The 19,143-nt window shown below is 58.6% G+C and carries 15 protein-coding genes; 9 read left to right on the forward strand and 6 right to left on the reverse strand.

The features are described 5' to 3' along the window. The first annotated feature begins 19 nt into the window (after window positions 1–19). Entirely contained in the window at window positions 20–1,414 is a 1,395-nt protein-coding gene (locus tag ACYVI2_RS08360) for an HdeD family acid-resistance protein (RefSeq protein ID WP_415821628.1), read from the forward strand. A gap of 80 nt (window positions 1,415–1,494) precedes the next feature. Further along, entirely contained in the window at window positions 1,495–2,481 is a 987-nt protein-coding gene (locus ACYVI2_RS08365) for an Lnb N-terminal periplasmic domain-containing protein (RefSeq protein ID WP_415821629.1), read from the forward strand. Between the two features lie 17 nt (window positions 2,482–2,498). Here the strand turns inward: ACYVI2_RS08365 and ACYVI2_RS08370 are convergent, their stop codons facing one another. Continuing rightward, window positions 2,499–3,626 (reverse strand): metallophosphoesterase, encoded by a 1,128-nt coding sequence (locus tag ACYVI2_RS08370; protein ID WP_415821630.1) that lies wholly within the window; start codon window positions 3,624–3,626, stop codon window positions 2,499–2,501. A 106-nt stretch (window positions 3,627–3,732) separates the two neighbouring features. Between ACYVI2_RS08370 and ACYVI2_RS08375 the strand changes: the two genes are divergently transcribed. Beyond that, complete coding sequence (locus ACYVI2_RS08375; RefSeq protein ID WP_415821631.1) at window positions 3,733–3,936, forward strand: hypothetical protein; 204 nt, start codon at window positions 3,733–3,735, stop codon at window positions 3,934–3,936. Window positions 3,937–4,010: 74 nt separating this feature from the next. Next, the gene (locus ACYVI2_RS08380) at window positions 4,011–5,024 is read left to right on the forward strand and encodes a LysR family transcriptional regulator (RefSeq protein ID WP_415821632.1); all 1,014 of its coding nucleotides are present in this window, start codon (window positions 4,011–4,013) and stop codon (window positions 5,022–5,024) included. Here ACYVI2_RS08380 and ACYVI2_RS08385 read toward each other — a convergent pair. From ACYVI2_RS08385 to ACYVI2_RS08400, 4 genes are read right to left on the reverse strand one after another with little or no spacing between them, the layout of a single operon-like run. Continuing rightward, entirely contained in the window at window positions 4,986–5,294 is a 309-nt protein-coding gene (locus tag ACYVI2_RS08385) for a DUF2149 domain-containing protein (RefSeq protein WP_415821633.1), read from the reverse strand. The genes ACYVI2_RS08380 and ACYVI2_RS08385 overlap by 39 nt on opposite strands. Continuing rightward, the gene (locus ACYVI2_RS08390) at window positions 5,294–5,806 is read right to left on the reverse strand and encodes a MotA/TolQ/ExbB proton channel family protein (protein ID WP_415821634.1); all 513 of its coding nucleotides are present in this window, start codon (window positions 5,804–5,806) and stop codon (window positions 5,294–5,296) included. The genes ACYVI2_RS08385 and ACYVI2_RS08390 overlap by 1 nt, the downstream gene beginning before the upstream one ends. 20 nt (window positions 5,807–5,826) lie before the next feature. Further along, window positions 5,827–9,762: a cobaltochelatase subunit CobN gene (cobN, locus tag ACYVI2_RS08395; RefSeq protein ID WP_415821635.1), complete on the reverse strand. Its 3,936-nt coding sequence runs from the start codon at window positions 9,760–9,762 to the stop codon at window positions 5,827–5,829. Continuing rightward, window positions 9,762–11,747, reverse strand: a complete 1,986-nt coding sequence (locus tag ACYVI2_RS08400; protein WP_415821636.1) for a TonB-dependent receptor domain-containing protein — start codon at window positions 11,745–11,747, stop codon at window positions 9,762–9,764. Before ACYVI2_RS08400 ends, cobN begins: the two co-directional genes overlap by 1 nt. A gap of 206 nt (window positions 11,748–11,953) precedes the next feature. Here ACYVI2_RS08400 and ACYVI2_RS08405 point away from each other — a divergent pair, with 206 nt between their 5' ends. Both ACYVI2_RS08405 and ACYVI2_RS08410 read left to right on the forward strand, forming a co-directional pair. Next, complete coding sequence (locus ACYVI2_RS08405) at window positions 11,954–12,751, forward strand: alpha/beta fold hydrolase (protein ID WP_415821637.1); 798 nt, start codon at window positions 11,954–11,956, stop codon at window positions 12,749–12,751. Window positions 12,752–12,904: 153 nt separating this feature from the next. Next, the gene (locus ACYVI2_RS08410; protein ID WP_415821638.1) at window positions 12,905–13,903 is read left to right on the forward strand and encodes a Bug family tripartite tricarboxylate transporter substrate binding protein; all 999 of its coding nucleotides are present in this window, start codon (window positions 12,905–12,907) and stop codon (window positions 13,901–13,903) included. A 45-nt stretch (window positions 13,904–13,948) separates the two neighbouring features. Here ACYVI2_RS08410 and ACYVI2_RS08415 read toward each other — a convergent pair whose 3' ends face one another. Then, window positions 13,949–14,899 (reverse strand): LysR substrate-binding domain-containing protein, encoded by a 951-nt coding sequence (locus tag ACYVI2_RS08415; RefSeq protein ID WP_415821639.1) that lies wholly within the window; start codon window positions 14,897–14,899, stop codon window positions 13,949–13,951. 240 nt (window positions 14,900–15,139) lie between these two features. Between ACYVI2_RS08415 and ACYVI2_RS08420 the strand changes: the two genes are divergently transcribed. From ACYVI2_RS08420 to ACYVI2_RS08430, 3 genes are all read left to right on the forward strand, one after another. Continuing rightward, window positions 15,140–16,996, forward strand: coding sequence for a CocE/NonD family hydrolase (locus tag ACYVI2_RS08420; RefSeq protein WP_415821640.1), 1,857 nt, complete (start codon window positions 15,140–15,142; stop codon window positions 16,994–16,996). A gap of 142 nt (window positions 16,997–17,138) precedes the next feature. After that, the gene (locus ACYVI2_RS08425; protein ID WP_415821641.1) at window positions 17,139–17,630 is read left to right on the forward strand and encodes a cell division protein; all 492 of its coding nucleotides are present in this window, start codon (window positions 17,139–17,141) and stop codon (window positions 17,628–17,630) included. A 66-nt stretch (window positions 17,631–17,696) separates the two neighbouring features. After that, the gene (locus ACYVI2_RS08430) at window positions 17,697–19,139 is read left to right on the forward strand and encodes a TIGR01777 family oxidoreductase (protein WP_415821642.1); all 1,443 of its coding nucleotides are present in this window, start codon (window positions 17,697–17,699) and stop codon (window positions 19,137–19,139) included. Window positions 19,140–19,143: the final 4 nt, after the last annotated feature.

Genomic DNA, 19,143 nt, shown 5'->3' on the forward strand with positions numbered 1-19,143 from the left:
CACTGGGGCGCTGAAGACCATGGGTAAGCTGGTTCTATTGCTGTTGGGTTTGGACTATTTGCACAAACGCGCAAGAGCCCTTGTCATCACCGGTTATCTATTGGTATTGGTGGGGGTGGTCGTCCTGATCGATGCCACGGATGGTGTCGCCTACTTCCCGCTAGAGCTCTTTGCCCTATTGTTCATCATCGACGGCGTCTCCACTCTGCTCATTGCGCAATCCGGCGTGGGCGGCCAACGTGTGTTGCGCTACGCCAAGGGCATTTTCGTATTATTAGCCGGCATCTTGGTATTGGCTGGCCATCATCACGGCCATTTTGTCCTGTCGATGATTTTCGGCCTGCTGTTCCTGGCGGACGGGCTGATGCAGAGCATCTCTGCCTATGTCGTGCGATATCGCCGATGGCGTTATGTGCTCGCCTCGGGCATTGCCGAAATCCTGCTTGCGATTTTCTTTTTCCAGCCCTATCCCACGCATTATGTAGGCACTGTTCCGTACTGCATCGCGCTGTTCCTGATCTTTGCCGGTTTGAAACTCGTGGCCTTGGCTCGCCGTGTCCGCAGCCTGAAATCCAATCCGGCTCTGGCGACAAACGCCCACCCCGATTTCATGCCGACCAAGGTCGCCAATCCCAGGCCCACTACCTATGACGGCCCGCCGGCAGACTCGGACCATGCCCTGACGGTGCACATTTGGACTCCCTCCGGATCCGCGAAGTCGGAAACCCGGAACTATCTTTTGGTAAATCGCTATATCGCCGCCGTTGACGTCAACGGCGTGGTATCCACCGGCCATGCGGCGCTGGAATCTCCCGAAGGCGTATACGTCAGTCTCTATCCCGCTCAGGAAATCGATCACTCTCCCGAGCAATTCGGCAATCTGCTGCGCGCAACAGACGCCAACAACGTTCCTGGCACGTTCCAGCCGGACTATGCCACCGAATCCAAGGCCTGGTGCCCATCCACCGTTCAAGTCCGCATACGTAACTACGATCCCGCCAAGCTGCAGGCGTTCTGGGACGAGTACCGGCAAAACACCACCTATAACCTGACATACCGTAATTGCTCGACTTCCGTTGCGAGAGCGCTGGAGGCTGCAGTAGACGGGGCCGTGGGGTACTTGCATGGTCCCAACGCCGGATGGCCCGTCCTGCTGCGCCTGCTGATCACCCCGGAACTCTGGGTAGCAGCCCAGATCCGCAAGCGCGCGGTGACGATGGCCTGGACGCCAGGCCTGATACTGGACTACGCGCGAGCCGTGAGCATGCTGGCCGACCCGCGCCCGTTTGGATGGTGGAAAGTCTCGCAGTCAGCAATTCGAAAGATCGCTGCCATGCGAGCCGGCTGGCGCGCCCAGGATCGCGAAGCCACCTCGCACCATACAGAAACACCAGCCTCTCGCGAGACGCCGTGAGCATCCATGGCCACCTCGGCGCCCGCTGACCGCTCGGCGCCTCACACAAAAATCCTGCCGTGAAACGGAAAACAAAAACCATGCTCTTACACACAGTGATTGTGCTCGCGGTGTTGGCCGTAGCATTCTGGGGAGCGCTTGCGCTGTGGTTTCAGGCACCCGTGCGCATTATTTTCGTTGCTGTATGGACCGTGCTGGCGATCGCTGCGATCGTGGGCGTAATACGGGGAACCTATCTCCCCCTCGCCCTGTTCGCAGCCGCATGGATTGTGATGCAGGCATGGTGGTGGCTGGGCGTGCGCCCATCGAATACGCGGGAATGGATGCCAGAGGTCGCCGAGCAAACTCACGGATCCGTCAACGGCAATCTGGCCACGCTGCACAACGTACGCAATTTCGAATGGCGCTCCAGGACCGACTACGACCCGCGTTGGGAAACACGCACCTATGACCTGAGCAAGCTGCAATCCGTCGATATGGCGTTGTCATACTGGGGCCGCCCGGCCATTGCCCACACCATGGTGTCGTTTGGCTTCTCTGATGGGCAATATGTGATCTTCTCTGTCGAGATCCGCCGCAAGCAGGGCGATAAATTCTCAGAAATCGGAGGATTTTTCCGTCAATATGAATTGGCGGTACTCGCCTCTACCGAAGAAGACAGCCTGCGCGTGCGCACCAACGTACGCGGCGAGGAAGGCTACCTATATCGAATACAAATGCCCCCGGATGCCGCCCGGGCGCTGTTCCTGTCGTACCTGGACACGGCCAACCAACTGCAAGACCACCCTCGTTTCTACAATACCGTCACGGCCAACTGCACCACCATCATCTATCAGCTGGCCAAACAGATCGTACCTGGCCTGCCCCTGGATCGCCGGCTATTGCTATCCGGTTATCTCCCCGAATACATGTACGAACTGGACGCGCTGTCCGGGGCCGATAGTGTCGAGGCCTATCGACGCGCCGGTCACTACACTCAGCGCGCGCTGGCCAACCAGGACATCGCGAATTTCTCGCAGGAAATTCGAAAAGGCGTCCCGGGAATTGCCGAGCCAGCACCGCACTGACACCACGCCAGTATCCGCTACGACCGCCGCCGCAACGTAATTTCCGTGATTTCCGAGGGGCGCCCGATACGCTGCGGAAAGCCGGGCCACAGGCCAGCGCCATTGCTCACATACAACGACATGCCATCGACATCGTAAAGACCTGACACGAATCCGGCATTAAAACGCGCCACGAGCAAATCGAAACCACGAATATGGCCGCCGTGGGTGTGGCCTGACAGTTGCAGGTCCACACCTTGTGCGCGATTATTTCTGGCATTGCCGGGGCGATGATCCATCAGAATGACAGGCGCGCCTTGCGGTCTGCCCACCAAAGCCTTGACCACATCGGGGCCGATCTGGCCATGACGCGGACCGACCAGATCAGGCACGCCCGCGATGACCAGCTCGCCGGCCCCCGCACGGATCAATGTGTGCTCATTTTCCAGGACCGTAATTCCCAACTCACGAAAGGTCCCGATCCACTGCGAAAAGGCGGCGTAGTATTCGTGATTCCCCGCGACGGCGTACACACCGTCTCTGGCGGACAAGCGCCCCAAGGGCGGAACATCATTGCGACGCGTCTGCGGCGTGCCATCCACCAGATCCCCGGAAATCAAGATAAGATCGGGATTCAATGCATTCGCCTCATCCACCACAGCATCCACCCAGGGACGATGCAGAAGACGGCTGATGTGCAAATCGGTCAGATGGACAATACGATAGCCATCAAACTCCGACGCCAATCCTGCGACGGATAGTTCAAATTTGCGCACATCCGGCACGCGGACGGCCTGCGATGTCCCCCACGCACCTAGCGCCAGAGCCGATACCGCCATGAAATGGGGCAGTCTGCGTCCAGCCAGCAAACGCTTTCCGACAGGCCTGGAAACCAGATACAGCACCCCGCCAAGCACATCCTTGATCAGCAGGAAACATGCCAGCAGGATCAACGCACCATAACCGACACCCAACCCGATGATGAGCCAACGCGGACTTTCCGGCGACGCCATGGTTCCGGCGAACTGGCTGACCAACCATTGATGTTCAGCCACGATCAAGACCGCCATTGTCAACACGGCCTTTGCCATGAGGCCTAGCCTCAGTTGCCATACATAACGCCACGCCACGTAAAAACCGATCAGACCCGCTGCCAATAGGAACACTTGCGTCTATCCCGTAGAAAAGTGAGCAATCCAAGAGCCGAACTGCCCGAGGCAGGCGAGTCTACAAGACAATCTCAGTCGCTCGACTGACCGGCGACTGACAGTTTTGTCAGAAAAGCCCAAAGTCCCCATCGCGGGAGCACAGCGTGGTGCCGACCTGGTATGGCCCCCCGCCGGGAATCAACTCGATATCGATTTTCTTGACATCTCTGTCAGCTTTCTGACCATGAATCGTCAGTTTGATGTCACCGCTCTGACAGCGGCGCCGCTCTACAGTGACACCCATCGGCAACTGGGCTGTGGCCCTTGATCGTTGCTTACATCAATGCTGCCGCGCAATTTCATTGCGTATATCCGTCATCGACCTCAAAAAGGGCTAATGTCATGGAACGAACCGGATCAGGTCTCGACTTTAACTTCAACGACATTGCGGTCTTCGTACAAGTTGCGAAACAACGCAGCATCTCCCGCACCGCGGAGCAGACAGGCATGCCCGCATCGACCGTATCACGCCGTCTGAGCATGCTGGAGGAACGCCTGGGCGTACAGCTCCTGTCGCGCACCACAAGGCGTATCCTGCTGACGGAGGCGGGAAAACTCTATTACGAACACTGCCATCAGCTCATTGAGCAGGCGCAGGACGCACAAGACCTATTGCTGGACCATGGCGCGCAGCCACGCGGCACTCTCAAGGTATTGTTGCCGGACATGCTGGACGCCATTGAACTGCCCGCGTTCATTCCACAGTTTGCGCGCGCCTGGCCTGAATTGCAGTTTCGCTATGACTATCACCACGGCCTCCAATGGGAACAGCATCGCGATTTCGACGTCGCCTTGCGCTGGGGGACACAGATCAATAGCGATCTCGTCGCACGCAGCGTCGCTCAGATCGACTTTGGCCTTTATGCGTCTGAACACTATCTCAAAAAACGAGGGATGCCCAAACATCCCAGTGAATTGACGCTGCATGACTGCGTTTATGCGGACCTATGTAAAGAGCTCGTCAGTTGGGCCTTTCGCAGCGCTGGACAGCCGCTCGTCATCGAGCCCCAAAGCCGTCTCGGTCTCAGCGACATGAACCTGGCACATCGCCTCGCATGCGAAGGCGCAGGTATTGTGGCCTTGCCACTCTCGACAAAGATCGACGAATCATTGATACCAGTTCTGCCCACGTGGCGGCTTGCTCCGATCACGCTATATGCCATGTATTCGAGCCGCACGCCGCCCGCCCGTGTCCGGGTTTTCATCGATGCGCTGATCGAGCACGCCAATGCGCGGCATACAGGCGTCCCGAAATCGAGATTTTCCATGAAACATGTGCCAAGCCCGTCTCAACCGGATCACCATCTCGTCAGCAAGTCAGCGCTCCGGCACATAGATCATGCGCCCATCATCTAGACGGTACGTAACGCCCGCCCGCGCTCCCTGCCCTTGTCCGACTTCGCCGCTTGACTCATATCGAGTCAACTCCTGACCTTCTTTGATTGTGATACGCATATCCGACTGACCAGGATTTTCGACCACGACGACCTTGTCTTGTGAAAACGGGCTCAATGGGTTCTCGGCAATCACCACCATCAGCACGCCAATGATCACCAGGAACAAGTCAATCAGATTGACGACTGACAACATGGGATCATTGGCTTCGTCATCATCCAGGAAGCGCATCACAACCCTCCCTTGTCTTGGCGCTGGCGCTCGAGGTCGCGTAGATCCTGCAATAACCAACGCCGGCGTATCGTCAGGATAAAGAAGCAGATACTCGCTGCCAACAACGCCAGGATGACAGCGGAGAACGCAGCGACCATATTGCGGCCCACGGTTGCGCCGTCGTTATTGCCCAGCGCCAGCAATGCCGGCCCCATGGGAATCATGGTGGCAATCAGTCCCAGCATCGGCGCAGAGCGTGACACAATCCGCAGCCATTCCAGTTGCCTCATGATCCACAGCTCAATGTCGTCGCTGGTCATCCCACCGCCCTTCCCGTGTGTTGCCCTAGCGGCAAACACAAACAACGCACGAGGATAAGAGGACCGCCGCCGCTGCCAGGCCTCGACGGCAAACGCTCCCAACATGAACAAGGCATAACCCAAAGCCACAGCGATCAACAGCATCACCGGGGCCAAAAAAACACGCGACACGGCATATAGCAGCGTTTCGATTTCTGCAAAAAAAGACATAAACCCTCTGAGACGATGTGTTATCGCATAGCGCGGCTGAGATGCCGGCTACGCAATCCCTGACGCAATGCACCGCTACCGAGCAAAATCAGCATCAGCATCAATACCCACCGGGACGAAACGTCCTCGGAAACCGCAGCGGGCTCGACGGGCTCCAGGACTTGCCCCTGAACAGGCTGCGGCGACTCTGCAGCTGGCGAGTCGGGCTGGCTCGGTGTTGTCTCGGGAACAGCATTCGATGCAGCGCGTGCGTCCAGACCGAACCCCTGGGCCATATCCGCAATGTACTGTCGTGTCACCGCGGCGCCGGTATCGACCTCAAACTGCTGCGCCAACTCCTGCCAACGTTCTGCCAACGCCCGGCGCGTCTGCTCCGAAGCGTCCCAGTACCCTTTTCGAATCGCTTCTGCCATACGCTCCAGCACCTGGGCCTGTGCCGTCGGATTGTGTTGTTCGAACCATTCCCGGGTTCCCAGCGCTCGCGTATCGCTGACGTAGGTATCGAACAGCGCCTGCCACTGATCGTCACGCACCGTACTGGCATCCGCTGCCTGCCAGCCAAAGAGGTTGTTCGTCACGTTCAGTACCTGCAACGTGCCGGAATATCCCTCTTTCTGCATGGCCTCTATCCATAGCGGGTTCAAGTAACGCTCGCGCAACTCGGCAGACAAAAAGCGGGCGAGCCCCGTCGTCCGGATCTGACCATCGCGCAGGTCGGAGATCATCAATTGAGGCGCCTGCCCGTCGAGATGACGGATCGCAGCCGATAGTCCCCCCAGAAACTCGAACGGGTGATCCGTGGACAGCACGCCATGCACGGTCGACGAACGTGACATGATGACTGCCTGTGTGCCTCGCAACTGTGCGGCAAACACATTGGCTTGTGCCGGACTCTCGCCCCAACCCTTGGCGCCATAGGCATATTGGCTGCTGAGCAAGAACTGTTTCCCCAGCGCCGCGTCATCGTCCCATTGAGTCGAGTCCAGCGCCAGATGCGGCACACCCGTTCCGTACTCGCCGGGCGCATTGCTGAAAATGCGATAACGGGCTGCCACGGCTGCTGCATCAGCAGACAGGCCCGCCTCGTTCAGCGCGGCGGCAGTACGCTGATTGTTGAGTGCAATCGGATTACCGGGCTCGTTCAACGCGGCCAGCCTTGTCATTGCGTCATCCAGCAGGCGCATGAAACTGTCGAACTGATCGCGATACACCCCTGTGACCTGCACCACCACGTCAACCCTGGGACGGCCCAACTCGGCTGCGGGGATGATGTCCAATGAAACAACCCTTCCACCACTATCCCAAACCGGCCGCAAGCCCAGTGCATGCAAAACCTGCGCCTCGGTCACACCCAGATGCCGAGTCGCCTCGGACGCCCATAGACTGAACGCGAGCTTTTGCGGCCAGGCCCCCGCATGTTCATGTTGAAAAGCCTGGACCAGTTGTTCAAAGGCAGTGGCCGCTGCTTCATAGGCGGCCTGTGTTGGTATCTTGTCGGCCTCGAAAGCGTACAAATTTCGACCACTGCGTACGTCGGGATTACGTATGGGATCACCCCCCGCACCCGGAACAACAAAGCGGCCTGCCAGACCGGCCAATAACATGTCGTTCTCTTGCGTGTCTTGCAGATGCGCATCCAGCTCGCGAGCGCGCTGCTCGAATGCCACCAACGAGGATGGCACCCCATCTCCAGCGGGGCTCAGCATCTGTGCCACAGCGCGATAAGCGGGACTATTCTGCAAGCCTTGTGGTGCACCTGCAAATTGTTCGTTCTGGTCGATATCCAGGGCGTCGTACAACGGCCGGCCCAATTGCTGCATCACCGTGCTGACACGATGCTCGGCCTGTGGTGCCTGGCCGAACGTGTGCAACCCCAAGGGCACGGCACGGCGGGCCAGTTCATGCAGATGATCATGCAACTGCTGCAGAAAGCCACCGAAGTCCTGTTCGGCCTGTTGCGCAGTCCATCCCAGATCGTCGTTCAGATGGTCCGCAACCGCTGCACTGCGAATCTGGTGGCTGACTTGCTCACGCACCGCCCCGTCGTCGAGTTGCTGGTACTCGTGAATCCATTGATGCAAATCACGCAATTGATCGTACAAGCCCGCAGGTGCAAAAGGCGGCGTCTGATGACTGACAATGACAGCACGTCCGCGGCGTTTAGCCTGAATAGCCTCGCTCACGTTGTCCTGGATGTATGGATAAAACACAGGCAGACTGCCCACACTGAGCCACGGATAATCAGTCGCTGCCAATCCTCGATCCTTGCCGGGCAACCATTCCTGTGTGCCATGCGTGCCCAGATGAATCAGTGCATGTGCGGCATACTGCTGCTGCAAATACAGATAGGCTGCCATATAGAGATGGTCAGGGGCACTGCTCAGGTCATGATAGTGATCCCCTGCGCCAAAGGCCCGCGGCATTTGCGGCATCACCACCAAATGCCCGAGCTCCCACCGCGGAATCACAAAATAGCGCTTGCCCTTTATTTCCCTCACCGCCTGATGCTGTGCGGGAACGCCTGCTCGCCGCAACTCGTCTTGGCGCGCAACCGGCAACGCCGACAGCCACTGTTCATAATCCTCCAATGGGTAGAGCGCTGCCAGATTGTCATCCAGCAGCGACTCTAGCGGCACCGTGCCATATAACGCGCCCAGCATGCGCTGCGCCGTTTCAATGACTTCGGTTTCAACAACCGGTTTTCCCAGGGCATACCCTCGTGCAGCCAACGCCGCCTGGATAGACACAATGCTTCTGGGAATATTCAAATGCGAAGCGCCCAGATTCTTTTCACCAACGGGATAGTTCCAGAACATCAACGCCAGTTTTTTCTGTGGTTCTGGTGTGCGGCGCAACGCGACAAGGCTATGCAACTTGCCCATCAAGGCATCGACTTGTGCAGGCAGCAGATCACTGACCCCTGCGGTGCTCGCGGACAATACGAGCGGGTCGCTGATTCCCCAGCCCTCGGGACCAGCCAAAAACACCGCCGTCGTGCGCGAACCGATACCGCTAGCCGCATCTGGCCACGCGCTCGCCTCCCCTTCGCGAAATCGCAGCGTCTGTAGAACAGGCACATCGAGAGCCAGAAAATCCCGGCTGCGCGCCGCGCCATTTTGCAGATGAGTCAGATTGACCAGGGCATCGATGTTGCCCTTTTTCAATGCCCCGGCCAACCCGGCCGGGTTCTGACTATCGAACCAAAAGACCATCGGCAGCATGCCCTCGGCCTCGCTGCGCCGTATCAACTGGTCCACCTCGCGGGTAAGCAGATCGGCGACTACCCCTTGATGAATGAGGAAGGCAATGCGCCCCCTGGAAGACAAGTCGCCAACAGGCTTGGACATCGCGGCCTGCCTGACGGAGGTGTACCAGTGCAGGTATGCATCGATATTGTCGAACACGTGCGGCGCATCCGGGTGATAAAACCCAGTAGCAGGTAGGCGCACGGGGGGATCCAACAGCGGCAACGACGGCTCGGCGCTCTCGCTCAGCGCCTTGGCCAACGCAAAGAAATGACCGAAATTCTCTGCTCCGCCAGCCGCATAAAGCGCTGCCATCGCCTTGCCGTACTGCGGCGGAAGTTGCTCCCAGACAGGCTTGCCTGCGCCGATGATCAGACGAGGGCGAACGGCGCTTGGCGGCAGTGCTTGCAAGTGCCGCTGTACGGCATCTCGGTCATTGGGCCTGGGAACATCCCATATCAGCAATGTTGCCTGTTCAATGGCACGCTTAAGCACGTCGAGGGGAGTCTGCTCGACATTCAGATGCTGCAACGTCAAGGATTGCTGTGTAGCGAGCGGCTGCAAACGCTGAAACTTCTCTGCGGAAACAAACCCCGTATGCAGCACCTGTATTACGGTCTTGTCTTGCGCGACGGACAGCGTCGGCAACATTGCCGCACACACCACCAAAGTCAGCCAACGCCACCAGGCGCGATGATATAAGCAGGCCATCAGAATCTCGCCGTCAGACCGGCAAAGTAGCGCCGTCCCTCATCGGCACGGCCGTAGATGTCGGCATCGTCATTGGCGAGCCGCTCATCGGTCAGGTTTTCAATACCTGCATGCAGGCTCAGATGGCTATTGACGTCATAATCCACGTACCAATGCAACAAGGTATAGCCCGGGCGATCGCTTTCCGTCGCAGAGCGATATTGCGAACCGATATATTCCGTCCGCACCCGTGTATCCAGCCTGTCCGTCACCGCCCAGGTCAACGTCGCGTTGGCGCGATGCCTGGAACGATCTGCCAAACGTTCGCCGGTCGTGCGATCCTGGGCATCGAGGTACGTATAGTTGGCATCCAGGCGTACGTTGCGCAGCACGTCGACCCCGGCAGTCAACTCCAGCCCCTGCAGTCTCGCTTTAGAAACGTTCTCGTACTCGAGACACACTCGTCCTGGTACGTAGCAAGTCGGCTGCCGTACCGTCTCGATCAAGTTTCGCACGTCGTTATGAAACAGCGTCACGCCGGCAGACCAGCGCGGCTGCTCATATGACAGCCCAAGCTCATACGAACGGTTGGTTTCCGGTTGCAGCTGCGGGTTGCCGCGAACGACTCCTCGTCCGCCCATGGCCGCCCGGGACTCGTAGTCCGGTGACAATTGCTTGAGCGTAGGCGCCTTGAACCCTTGGCCAAAACCTGCTTTTACCGTCCATGCCGAGGTCGGGCGAAACATCAAGTAGGCCCGAGGGCTGGACTCCCAACCAAAGTCCTCGTGGTGGTCAAAACGGCTGCTCAGCACCAATTCCCATTGTTCACTGAAGAGGATTTCGTCTTGGGCAAAAAACGCGTAATGATCCAAGGACGCCACGCCGCGCTGATTGACAGATGGGTCCTCCAATCGTTCGCGCCGCGTTTCGGCGCCGATGGTCAGCTTGTGCATCTGGCCTAGCGCAAAACCCACGCGCCCATCCAACACCGTATCGGTGAAACGATTGGGACCTGTCGCATCGCCACCGTCGCTGCGCCATGCGTGGCGATCGAGCGTCGAACGATACAACCGGATCTGGCTATCGCCCCAGCTCCAGTCGCCCGTATGAGAGATCGCATATCGACGACGATTGACTTTATTCTCCGACTCGTAGATCGAGTTGTCGGTATTGCTGCGATAGGCCTCCAGGTCTTCGTGCCCCGCATCAACCGACACATCAATGCGTTGCCGGGAATCGGGCGTCCAGCTCAGGCCCACATGCCCGGACGTCGCGCGCCGTTCGTCCAATGCCGTCAACGCCGTATTGCCGGCATCGTGCAGCGGTGCTCGGCGATTGAATTCACCCCACAGATTCAACCCCAGCGTTCCCGGCACGATGGGACCGCCCAGATAGAAGCCGCTCTTGTACTGATTGCCATCCAGACCATGGTCATTCAAGACCGCGTAACTGCTGAACGAGCCCTGCCATTCGTCGGTAGCTTTGCGGGTAATGACATTGACCACGCCCCCCAACGCCTCGGAACCGTACAACGAGGACATGGGGCCTCGCACCACCTCCACCCGTTCGATCGCCTCGGTCGGCACCCAGCCGAGCTCGAAATCGGAATGAGAGATGGCTGAAGCCGAGGCGTTGATACGCTGTCCATCGACCAGCATCAGTGTGTGTTCTGCGCTCATGCCACGAATCGAGATGCCCCGGCGCCCCAGGCCGGCGTCTTCCAATCCCACTCCGACAGTATCTTGCACGGCGTCAGCCAGATCCAGGACGGGCTGTCTGCGCAACGCCTGGCCGTCGATCACGGTCACGCTCGCTGGCGCCTCTGCCTCACTGCGTTCCCACGCGGTTGCCGTCACCACGACTGGTGACAGCGTAGACGGATGCGCCGCCTGACCTGGTTGACGCCGCTCGGCATCCTCGTCTTCCGCCCATGCCGCCCCGCTCACGGTGGCCAGGACGATCAAACAACTGGCTGCGACGTCGCGGCCTGCATTCAATTTGCACATCGGTATTGGATTTCATTGCGCCGCGTCTGCCAGCCCAGCGTTTGGGCTTTGATGAATACCGATCACGGCCGATTCGAAAAAACGATATGTTATATCATAACAAAATTGGATGCGAAATCGGCCTCTGGAACCGAGCCCGCGCTGTATGAAAAGCGGCAGCACCCAGAACTGATATGCTGCACAGATCTGTTCTGTGAAAAGCGCCCATGCAGACCGTCAGCACCCACGATACGTTTATCCCTACCCCTGGCGGCCGTCTGTTCGCCCGCAACTGGATACCCGGCATATCTGGCGACGGTCACACGCCGATTGTCTTGCAGCATGACTCACTGGGATGTGTGGAGCTGTGGCGGGACTTCCCCGAACAACTGGCCATCGCCACCGGCCGTCCGGTCATTGCCTATGACCGCCTGGGCTTTGGTCGCTCGGATCCGCATCCGGGTACGGTAGGTGTTGACTTGGTCGACGAGGAAGCACACGGAGATTTTCGTACGGTGCTCGACGCCTTGGGCGTTGACCGATTCATTACCTTTGGCCACAGCATAGGCGGCGGGATGAGCATTGCCTGTGCTGCCTTGTATCCCGACGCTTGTGCTGCCTTGATTACGGAATCCGCGCAGGTCTATGCCGAAGCCCATACCTTGGAAGGCATCCGGCAAGCCAAGATCGCGTTTGCAGAGCCAGGGCAATTGGAACGGTTAAAGAAATACCATGGCGACAAAGCAGCCTGGGTGCTGGGCGCCTGGACAGAAACATGGCTATCGCCTGCCTTTGCCGACTGGAGTCTGGACAACCATCTGAGCAAAGTGCGCTGCCCCGTATTGAGCCTGCACGGCGACAATGACGAATACGGCTCACTGGAACATATGCACCGTATTCACGCGCTGACGGGATCCACGACCGCGATTATGCAAGGGTGCGGGCACCTGCCCCACCGGGACAAACCGCAAGCCGTGATAGCGATCATTCGCGACTGGCTGCAAACGGCGAACATTCCCGGATAGCTCGCCGGTCATTTCCCCGCGCTCGCCAAGCCAAAGGAAAAACCTATACGCGCATAGGAAAGCGGTATTTGAATTGACATCATCCCGTCTCTAGCATCTGCGTAAACCTGCTTTATACAAAAACGCATAAATGCATTGACTCAAGGGAAACCGATGTTCAAGTTCCGCTCAGCCCGCCGGGCCCGTCTCCTCTGCTCCTTCTTGGCCGCGGCTGCGCCCTTTCTCGGGTCGGCTGCACAGGCCGCCCAACAGGCGTATCCCGATCATCCCGTCAGATTGGTCGTGCCCCAATCAGCGGGCTCAGGTGGCGATGTCGTGGCACGTCTGCTTGGAGAAAAACTGGGAGCCCAGCTCGGCGCGTCCATCGTGGTCGAAAACAAGCCCGGCGCCAACGGCATCGTCGCCATGTCTTACGTCGCGAAATCCCCTGCTGACGGCTACACGCTGCTGCTGACGGGCGTATCGCAGATGAGCTTCAATCCCGCGCTGTATAAGTCGCTGCCCTACGACCCGTACAAGGACTTCACCTATATCTCGCCGGTCGTCGATACCCCATTTGTCCTGGTAGCAGGGAAAAACAGCCCGTACAAGACGCTTTCACAACTGCTGTCCGCAGCCAAGGCTGCCCCCGACACCGTGACATTTGCCAGTGCCGGTGCGGGCAACTCGACGCACTTGTCCACGGAGATGATTGCTGCAGGTGCGGGTATCAAACTCAAACATATTCCCTATAAGGGATCGGGTCCGGCATTGAACGCCGTAATTGGCGGTCAAGTGGACCTCATGACCAGCGTAGTCGGCTCGGCCTTGCCGCAAATTCAGGGCGGCAATGTCATTCCTCTAGCCGTGCTGGCCGGGCAACGCGCCAGCGACTTGCCTGACGTTCCCACCCTCAAAGAAGCCGGGATTGAAGTCCCCCCCATGCCCGGCTGGTTCGCGATCGTCGGCCCGGTAGGACTGGATCAAGCCGTGGTCGACAAATTGAATGCCGCCATTCAAGCCGCTATTGCCGATCCCGTGATCAACAAGAAGCTGAAGGATCTGTACTTTATTCCGCTGTCCGGCACGGCCGACGACATCCGAAAACAGGCTCAGGCCGATGCCAAGGTGTGGGGGGACTTCATCTCTCGTACCGGCATTCAAGTTGAGTGAACCACTTCTGCATTGCAGAGTTGGCGCTCGGTGGCACTCTGCGGATTACGTCCGGGCTGCGCGATGACCGGCATCCGCCAGCCAGGCCACACCCGCCCAACGTTTGGTCTGCACCAGATTGCGTGCGACCTCGATGAGCATCCGATGAATATGCGTGCAAACACCGCTTTTCTCAGCTGACAAGGACATGCATACCGAAACCCTGCGATTAAAGCCCTGATCAGCGATCGGAGTGAACGCCACCTGACCGGCGTCGGCCTCGGGTCCGACCGCGGCCGATGCCGGTAACACTGTCCATCCCCGGCCTGCACGAGCCAGCGCGAGCAGCACGGATACTGCACTGGTTTCAGCTACCAGATTCGCAGAGAGCGCCTGTTCGGCAAAGGCACGAGCTGCCAGCACACGTATCGAGTTGGGAAAACTCGGCAACACCAGCGGCAATTCCGCCATTTGCTGCAGCGTAATCGCCTCGACACCCAAATCCGGGCCGACGAGATAGAGGCTCTCCATCAACAACGGCGTTGTCGTCATCCGGGTGGGCTGCGGTTGCACGTCCATTGCCACGGCAATATCCATCCGGTGCAGAGACACTGCCACAGCCAAATCGGCGCTGCTGCCCTCGATGATTTCAAGCAACACTTCCGGATAATGCTCTGCTACCGCCTCGATCAGCGGCAACGCCAGTACACGCGATGTGCTGGTGGGCAACCCGATAGTGACATGCCCGGCGGGCGTATCCCTGCCGTGTTTGAGCGCGGACTTGGCCTCTTCGACCTGCCGCAGCACCATTTTGGCGTGCCGGTACAGCAGTTTGCCCGCATCCGTAGCGCGCACGCCTGCCGGCCCTCGCAACAACAACTGTGTTTCGAGCTCATTCTCCAAATTGGCCACATGCTGGCTCAACGACGGCTGCGCGATATGCAAGGTTTCAGCCGCTGCGGTGATGCTCTCCAGTTCAACAATGCGCGTGAAATATCTGAGTTGTCGCAGATCCATCGGAATTTCCTATTTCAGGATCCCATCATACTCAACGATGACGCCCCCAATCACCGTTTTCGAAGATTCGCCCTCTATATCATGCAGTTACCCGATCAGCAGCAAACATCATTTTTTCCTATGCCAGCATCGAGATTGCATATTGGCGTCACAAAAGAGCCCTGCCTAATATGAGGGCAAAGCCGCGATGGCCGGCTCGTCATTGCGGCCTCGTTTCACGAGCAGCCAACAGGATATTCGATGCAGCCCTACACCAAGAACGAAGACCTCGCCTGGGTCGTCCCTCCCCAAGCCTATGCCGATGCACGGCCCGCCGATTACCGGCTGTCCACGCCTCAGTCTCGTTATCTGACCATGCGCGATGGCTGCCGCTTGGCTGTCGATATCTATATTCCGGAAAACAACTCAGCAGCTCCTGACGATCGAGCGCCGGCGCGTTTTCCGACCATCGTGCTTTTCACGCCCTACTATCGACGCTTCAAGCTAAAAGCCGGCGGCAGCGGCGAATGCGCACCGAATACCGCTAAATTTCGGGATTACTTCGTGCCGCGCGGCTATGCCGTCGTCGTCATTGACGTACGAGGCACGGGTGCCAGTTTTGGGACACGCGATAGCTTTCGATCGCCGCGCGAACGCGATGACAGCTACGAAGTCGTCGACTGGATTGCTGTCCAGCCGTGGTCCAATGGCGTGGTCGGCGCCACGGGGATTTCGTACCTAGGCGCGGCGTCGGACTTTCTCGCCAGCACTCGCCATCCGTCGGTAAAAGCCATAGCGCCGTTGTTTTCTGTCTGGGATACCTACACCGACAATTATTTCCCCGGTGGGATTCAACTCAAAGCCCTGACGCAGAGCTATGACGACTTGATGGTGGCGCTCGACCACGATCGCCGCGATATGCTGCATCGGTTCGTCTACTATGCGAACCCCGATTTTGAAGGACCGCAACCAGTTGATGAAGACCCAGACGGCGTGTTGTTGCAGGAAGCGATCCATCAGCATTTGGGCAATTTCCGCCAGACTGAATTCATGCCCGAATTCCGTTTTCGCGAAGACCCCCTGCCCTACGACCCTACGTTCAGTTCTGCCACCTTCAGCCCCTACAGCCTGGCGGCACAGATTCCCGAGGACGTGGCGGTGCTCTCCGTCTCGGGTTGGATGGATGGAGGCGGCTATATGAATGGCGCGATTTCCCGCTACCTGACCCTGTCAAAGAATCCCCGGCATCTGTTGCTGGGTCCTTGGGACCACGGAGCCCGTATCGACATTTCTCCGTGGCGCACCACCCAGATGGCGGATTTCCCGTGGCTCGCGGAAATCTTGCGGTTCTTTGACCATTACCTGCTCGGTATGCAGACTGGCCAGGAAAGCGAGGATCCTATTCACTACTACGCACTGCATGCAGAACAGTGGCGTGGCGCAGCAGAATGGCCTCCGTACCAGGAGTCGGAAACGCGCACGAGCTACCTGCGCCCGAACAACACCCTGGACGCTACTGCGCTGGCCACACCCTCGCACCGTGACTACCAAGTCGATTTTTCGATCGGCACAGGCGCGGGCACACGCTACGAGCGCATCGCAGCGATCAATAGCACCGAGTACTACCCCGACTGGCAAGGCCGCACAGACGCGATGTGCAGCTTTACGTCTGAACCGTTGGCGGTGCAGACTGAGTTGGCAGGCCATGTCGTAGCGGACCTCTGGATCAGTAGCAGCGAACCTGACGCAGCACTTTTTGTTTACCTGACCGAGATCGAAGCCGATGGAACAGAACGCTATGTCACGGAAGGCATTTTGCGCCTGCTGCATCGCAAAGTATCGCCCTGCCCGGCCGGCTACCGGACGACATGGCCGTTCCGATCTTTCCGCAAGGACGATGCCTCGCCCGTAATCCCAGGTCAGTTCGAACAAATCGCCCTGCCTCTGTTGCCAACGGCATGGCGTTTTTCCGCAGGCAGCCGTATCCGCCTGTCGATCGCAGGCGCAGACAAAGATCATTGCGGACAAGTCCCTCATGGCAGGCCGCCTTTGCTGAAAATCGGAACTGGCGGGAACCATGGATCGCGGGTGAGCTTGCCTTTGCGCGAAGTGAAGTAAGTCCACTCCGCGCAGCCAGCATGAATGGGGTGCCGCTCGGTGTTGCACGCCCTGGGTCGGTCCGCTCCGTCTGATCAAGCACTGAGCAGCATGTAATCGGTACACTTGCGTTATTAAAAGAACGCTCGCGGATCCGAATACGATGTTTCCTCCCCATGACCTTCGGCGTATGCTGGTTGCCTGGCTTTATGCAGCGGCCCTGGTGCACTTGCTCGCCGGTCTCACCCTGACATGGGCAGGCCACACTGGGCTGCTTGATGAATATGTCCACCATATCGGACATGCGTTCTGGGATGCCGCACCACCCGCACCCGCGTATACGCAGCAAATCTGGTGGCTGGCCTTGTTCGGCGCGACACTGCAAAGCTATTCGCTTTATATGCTGGGACTGGTTCATATCGGCAACCGCTACAAGATCCCAGCGATCTGGGGCTGGATGATGATAGGCATCGCGGTCTGGGCTCCTCAGGATATCTGGATATCGCTGCAGGCGGGCATCTGGTCGCACCTGTGGGTCGACAGTTTTGCGCTATTGGTGTTGCTGCCCCCATTGTTTTGGCTGTACAGGCTGGATAAACGTGCAGAACTGACTACCGGCGCCCTTGATGTGACACCGGCTGGCGGTCCCTCCTGATGTCCGGCACCAACCTGACGTCCCGCCTCAAACAGCAATCGCACATCAACTGCATTTCATCTGATCATGCTTGAATTCTCGCCACTAGACTGGGCCCTCACGCTGCTGATCGCACAAGCGATTCTCGGCGCCCTGGACACCGTTTACCATCACGAATTGACGGTGGCGCTGCCCTATCGGTACGGCGCGCGGCTGGAGCTATCGATTCATGCCATGCGCTCTTGTTTTTACGGCGTCCTGTTTCTAGGCATGGCGCATTTCGCGTTTCAGGGCACGTGGGCCGTCGCGATTGCATTGCTGTTCTTCCTCGAAATCTGCCTGACGCTGTGGGATTTCGTGGTCGAGGATCGCACTCGAAAACTGCCCGCGATCGAACGCATCATGCATACCGTGCTGGCGATTAACGCGGGGGCATTTTTTGCCCTGTACGGGGCACAGCTGATGCAGTGGTATCAACTGCCCACTGCACTGGCGGCGGCCGATTACGGCTGGCGAGGCTGGATACTGACGCTTTTCGCGATAGGCGTCACGGCCTCCGGCATCCGCGACGGCATCGCGGCATTTCGCCTGCAACGCAAAGGCGCACCGCCCAATCCATTCATCGGTATCTCACATCGAAACGTCTTGATCACCGGCGGCACGGGGTTCATCGGAGAATACCTGGTCAATCAATTACTCGACGCCGGCCATGCCGTCACCGTGTTCACGCGTGATCCATTAAAGGCTGCATACTTATTCGATGGCCGCGCACGCTGCGTGCGCACCATTAACGCCTTGAGCCACAAGGAAGTCTTTGACGTCATCATCAACCTGGCGGGCGCCCCCATTGCCGGCGGCCCCTGGAGCGCCAGGCGCAAAGCGAAATTGCTGGCTAGCCGGGTCAACACTACCGAGGCCTTGATCGCCTGGTTGAACAAGGCACTGCACAAACCCGGACTCTGGATACAAGCATCGGCCATCGGGTTTTACGGCGTCCGCGATGCCAATGAAAGCCTTGATGAAAACGCCACGGCGGGCCAAGGTTTCATGGCCGAACTATGCGTGCGCTGGGAAGAGTCCGCGCAGCCTGTTCAGGCGCTCGGCATTCGGCAGGTCGTCATGCGCCTGGGCGTCGTATTCGGCCCGGGCGGGGCCTTGCTGCCGCTGCTGTTGCCGTTCCGGCTGGGATTCGGCGGCCGCATGGGCGACGGAAAACAGATCATGAGCTGGGTCCACCGCGAGGATGTTATCCAGATCATGGCCCGCGCCTTTAACGATACAACTCTGAGTGGCACCTACAACGTCGTAGCCCCCGATGCCCTGCCCCAGGCAGAGTTCGCGGCCAAGGCCGGCAAGATCCTCAAGCGCCCCGTTTGGCTGCATGTGCCTGCCGCCCCCGTACGGGCAGCAGCAGGCGAAATGGCTCAGCTGTTCTTTGATGGCCAGCGCGTCGTTCCCGTCCGGCTCACGCAGGCGGGATATACCTTCCGTTATCCGACAGTGGATAGCGCACTGCGCGACGTCGCCTAGCATC

It is taken from the genome of Bordetella tumbae, assembly GCF_054780995.1.